The 4599-nt window shown below is 59.1% G+C and carries 6 protein-coding genes and 1 pseudogene; 3 read left to right on the top strand and 4 right to left on the bottom strand.

The genetic code is table 11. The annotated features are described in order from the left end of the window. From AS026_RS11720 to AS026_RS44495, 4 genes and pseudogenes are all read right to left on the bottom strand, one after another. Positions 1-338 (bottom strand): annotated as a pseudogene (locus AS026_RS11720) (recombinase family protein); the annotation flags it as partial. Further along, a complete protein-coding gene (locus AS026_RS11715) occupies positions 335-568 on the bottom strand; it encodes a hypothetical protein (protein WP_062369700.1) in 234 nt (77 codons plus the stop codon). The pseudogene AS026_RS11720 and the gene AS026_RS11715, both read right to left, overlap by 4 nt. Before the next feature lie 62 nt (positions 569-630). Further along, entirely contained in the window at positions 631-1092 is a 462-nt protein-coding gene (locus AS026_RS11710) for a helix-turn-helix domain-containing protein (RefSeq protein ID WP_062369699.1), read from the bottom strand. Between the two features lie 194 nt (positions 1093-1286). Then, positions 1287-1529 carry a DUF5372 family protein gene (locus AS026_RS44495; protein WP_160330105.1) on the bottom strand — a complete coding sequence of 81 codons (243 nt, stop codon included), beginning with the start codon at positions 1527-1529 and terminating at the stop codon, positions 1287-1289. Between the two features lie 20 nt (positions 1530-1549). Between AS026_RS44495 and tnpB the strand changes: the two genes are divergently transcribed. From tnpB to AS026_RS11695, 3 genes are all read left to right on the top strand, one after another. Next, on the top strand, positions 1550-1738 hold the full coding sequence (tnpB, locus tag AS026_RS44490; RefSeq protein ID WP_412770358.1) for an IS66 family insertion sequence element accessory protein TnpB: 189 nt from the start codon (positions 1550-1552) through the stop codon (positions 1736-1738). Positions 1739-2319: 581 nt separating this feature from the next. Next, positions 2320-2517, top strand: coding sequence for a hypothetical protein (locus AS026_RS43250; RefSeq protein WP_028749735.1), 198 nt, complete (start codon positions 2320-2322; stop codon positions 2515-2517). Continuing rightward, positions 2507-4570, top strand: coding sequence for a recombinase family protein (locus AS026_RS11695; RefSeq protein ID WP_062368484.1), 2064 nt, complete (start codon positions 2507-2509; stop codon positions 4568-4570). Before AS026_RS43250 ends, AS026_RS11695 begins: the two co-directional genes overlap by 11 nt. The last annotated feature ends 29 nt before the right edge of the window (positions 4571-4599 follow it).

Below are 4599 nucleotides of genomic sequence, written 5' to 3'. Positions count from 1 at the left end.
GCGCAGATCTCCAGCAGACGCTGCCAGTCGGCATTGTTGCGCGCCAGACGGGAGACCTCCAGGCCCATGACGATCCCGGCATGTCCCATGCCGACATCGCTGACCAGCCGCTGAAATCCCTCGCGCCAGACCGCCGATGCGCCGGATTCACCCTGATCGTTATCGATGACGATAATCTGCTCCTCGCGCCAACCAAGGGCGATGGCGCGCCCGCGAAGCGCATATTGCCGCATGGCGCTCTCGGTATTGTCGATGACTTGCCGCATCGAAGATTGGCGGATGTAGAGATAGGCGCTGCGTTCACGGTGATGAGACTGGACTTTGAGGTGTACATTCATGGTGCTCTCCGCTGGTGGATGCTCATGGCGATGGTCGCCAGGACATGAACGACGGCGCTGAGTTCGCCGTGCGCCGGTCGGGTGGCCGACGACAGGTAAATCTGCTCTTGATCAGGGTTTGCCGCTGCAGGAAGGGCCTGGGCCCATCCCCACATGCCGCGGCGCAGAAAAAGCATGAGGCCGCTACGGGCCTTGAGCGGCAGCTCTGCGCCGAGAGCAGCCTTGCGCAATACCTCGTACTGGGACGCGATGGTCGACGGTTGGATCGGGCATGCCGCCGTCGCGGCAAGGTTTACCTGCCGCTTTTTTTTAGAACCCGCTCGATCGATCTGGGATGAAGCTCGATATCGAGTTCCTGGCGGAGCAGCTTGGCAAGTTCCCGGGCGCGGACGGGTTCTCCTGGGGCGAGTTGCGCCTGCAGAAATGCCACGACCTTGTCGTCGATCTTGTGGGGGCCACGGGGCCCCGGCTTTGTCGGCACCAATCCGGCAATGCCGGCCATATCGAAGTTCACCTTGGCCTGGTAGTAAGTCGGCCTGGAAACACCATACTCGTCGGAGGCCTCCGTCACCGACACCTTGTCGATGGAGACGCGACGCAGCATCTCGTATTTGACCTGCACGGCGTCGTGCGGATCGAAGAACTCGCTGCCCCGGAACTTTGGATCGCGCACCTTCTCGGGGGTGGGGTTGAACGTGCCCTCTTCGATGAGGGCATCCGTCTTTGTGCGCTTGCTGTCGTACTTCGCAGACATCGATGGCTCCGAGGACATGAAGCGGCGTTATCGTAATGCTAATTATGACGCATTTTACTGCCTCGTCAAGGCAATGCTCATGGTTTAGCATTATATGACCCTTGTAATTGCGGACTAAGTTCCACGAGAATAAGACCCATGCGGCATAATAAGCTTTACAGATGCGGCATATTTGTCTTTACAGCTCCTGCACATCATCGTGTTCTCGAAAGGCGCTCTACCAGGGCGGCCAATTCCATTAAGTCGATGACCCGCAAGAGCGACCGTCCGTTGCCCATGACAACTTCAGGATCTGGGCTGACAAGGTCAGTCCATTGCGGGGGAACGGACCAAACGGTGGCATCCTCGGTCTGCAACAGCAAACGTTTGCCCTGCGAGTTAGCTCGCTCGCCAACGCAAGGAAGCTGTTGTCCAAAAAGGGGATGAAACGGGTGCATGACCCGCACTAACTGCTGATCTGCGCTGGTCGGGGCTGCATTCCCAGATGAGGTACAAGCGGCTTGAGGATGGCGAGTTCCATTGGCCTCGAATGCAGGACGGCGCGATGCATCTGACAGCGGCCCAGTTCTCGGCTTTGTTCGAGGGATTGGACTGGAAACGCGTTCATGCGCCAAGCGAAACGCGCACGCCGGTAAAGGCTGGATGACGGCCGCGACCAATTGAATCAGCGCCATCCAGCCTCTCGATCCGAGCGGTAAAATATGCTGTTCTCGATCCATGGCGATAACGGCGGACGAGCTTCCGGATGATCTGAACGCGCTGAAAGCGATGGTGCTTTTGGAGTTGCCCCATAAAGTCCGGACATGATCAGACTTCTGTTTGACGGTTTAAGAACTCACGCGGTGATCGATATCCCAACGCCTTGTGCGGGTGAAGCGTGTTGTACAACACGACGACAGAACACCCACGGGACCGAGGTTCGCGAGCTTTTGTATCCGTGGCATCCCTGGTCCGGGCGGTTTGTTCACGTCCATGAGGCGCTGTCCAAAGGGACGCATATTTTCCGCTGCAGCCTTTCTGGTTCTTCTTCTGATCGACTTCTTGAAGTCCCAGCATGGATGTTCGACCGCTCCGTGAGCGGATATTGGCGCAGCCCGCCGGTTCCTTACGTCGATCTCTCAAGCCTGCATGCTTTGGCAAAGTTACTGGAAGACGCCGATGCCTCATCGCAATCTGCGGTAATGGGCGCAGCATTGGCCTCTCACGAAACGAGTCGGAGAGATGTCCATGCCTTGCCAGTCCATGACATACCAGTTCGATCTGTTTTCGGTTCCACAGCGGGGAAAGAAGGCAGGGACGCCGCAATGGCTGGAGTTGCCAGAGGAGACCCGCCAAGCGCTGACGGTGCTCATCGTGCGGCTGTTCGTCGATCACGCAAACTGCGGGCGTGCCTCCCAGCAGAAGGATGCCGGTCATGATGCATGAGAAGATCGGGCCGCATCATCTGGAGCGGAAGGCCATCCTCTATGTTCGGCAGTCCTCGGCTCACCAGGTCCTCCACAATCGCGAAAGTAGCGCCCTCCAGTACGCCATGCGCGACCGGCTGGCCGCGCTTGGATGGTCACATATAGAGACGGTGGATGACGACCTTGGTCGTTCGGCCGCCGGCGGCGTGACCCGCGCTGGATTTGACCGGATGGTGGCGGAAGTCTGCCTTGGAAAGGTCGGCGCCGTGGCGGCACGTGAGGTATCGCGCTTCGCCCGGAACAGCCGGGACTGGCAACAACTCATCGAGATGTGCCGTGTTGTTGATACGGTCCTGGTCGACCAGGAAGCGGTTTATGCGCCCCGCCAGGGCAACGACCGCCTGCTCTTGGGTTTGAAGGGCAGCCTCAACGAGTATGAACTCGATCTCTTGCGTCAGCGTTCCCTTTCCGCCCGCTATGAGAAGGCTCGCCGCGGTGAACTCGTCGTTACTGTTCCGGTCGGCTTCGTAAAGGCCGGTGACAGGATCGAGAAGGATCCCGACCGACGCATCCAGGAAGCCATTGCACTCGTCTTCAACAAGGTTGCCGAACTCGGCAGTGCGCGGCAGGCTCTACTATGGTTCCTCGAGCAGGGGCTGGACCTGCCGGTCAGGTACGCCAATGGTGACGTCATCTGGCGAAGGCCAAATTATGCCACCATCCACCGGATGATTGCGAACCCGATCTACGGCGGAGCGTACGCTTATGGTAAGAGTCGCTCCGTGCCCCGATACGATGGCCGATCTGGAATTCGCCGCAAGACGCGTGATGAATGGTTGGCGCTGATCCCGGATGCACACGAAGGTTACGTCAGTTGGGAACGGGCGGAGGAGATCCGCAAGATGGTCAGCGATAATATGCCGGCTAGCCGCCATCACGGAGCGCCGAAACATGGTGACGCTCTGCTTGCCGGCCTTTTCCGTTGCAAGAGGTGCGGTCGGAAGCTGACGGTCCGGTACACCGGAGCCAAGCATAACATTCCGCGCTATTCCTGCTGGCGTGGTCTACTCGACAATGGCGAGCCCCGCTGCATTGCTTTCGGCGGTCTGCGGGTCGATGACGCGATCGAAGAGGCGCTGCTAGGGGTGGTGGAACCGGGAGCCATTGCCGCCGCCATCGAGGCGGAACGGAATATGGCCAGCCAACGCGACCGGGTTCAGGATGCCCTGCTGCGCGACCTCGAGGCAGCGCGCTATGTCGCCGACCGGGCCTTCCGGCAATACGACGCGGCCGATCCGGAGAATAGGCTGGTGACGTCGGAGCTCGAAGCACGCTGGAACAAAGCGCTCGCTCGTGTCGGCGAGATTGAGGCCAAGATTGCCAAACATCGGACAGTTGCGCCGCAGCCATTCCCCATGTCCGCTTCCCAGGTAACCGCACTTGCGGGGAATCTTCGCATCGTCTGGACGGCGCCGACAACCGATGCAAGGCTGAAGAAGCGCATCGTGCGCACGCTCATCAATGAAGTGGTCGCCGATCTCGATGATGGAACCTCTGAGATCGTCCTCGTCATTCATTGGGTTGGTGGCGTCCATACCGAGCTGCGCCTGCCTAAACGGCGCCGCGGGCAAAGAAACGCGACGCCTGACGACATCGTCGACGCTGTGCGACAGCTCGTCCTTATTGCCAATGACGATGTGATTGCCGGTGTCCTCAATCGCAATGGACTGACGACCGGCAATGGCAATCGTTGGACACGGGAGCGGGTCACTGCGCTGAGGTCATATCGCAAGATTCCGGTCTTCCGTCCCCAGATCGACGGTGTCGAGCCGTGGCTTAATCTGAGCGGTGCGGCGAAGTTACTCGGGATAACACCAAAGACGCTGCGTCTGGCGGCCGAGGCCGGCGAGATTGAGGGGGCTCATCCGCTACCCGATGGCCCATGGATCTTCAGCCGTTCAAGAATCGCGACTCCACAAGCACGTCAGATCCTCAATCGTGCCCGGCAAAACCCTCGACACCCCACAGGATCGTCTCCAGATCAGGAAAGCTTATTCTCTTCAACAACATAGAAAGATGGGCGTTATGAAACAGGATTGTA

The organism is Rhizobium altiplani (assembly GCF_001542405.1).
GTDB lineage: Bacteria > Pseudomonadota > Alphaproteobacteria > Rhizobiales > Rhizobiaceae > Rhizobium > Rhizobium altiplani.
Note: the sequence above shows the minus strand (reverse complement) of the source record. Positions and strands in the feature narration are given on the sequence as shown.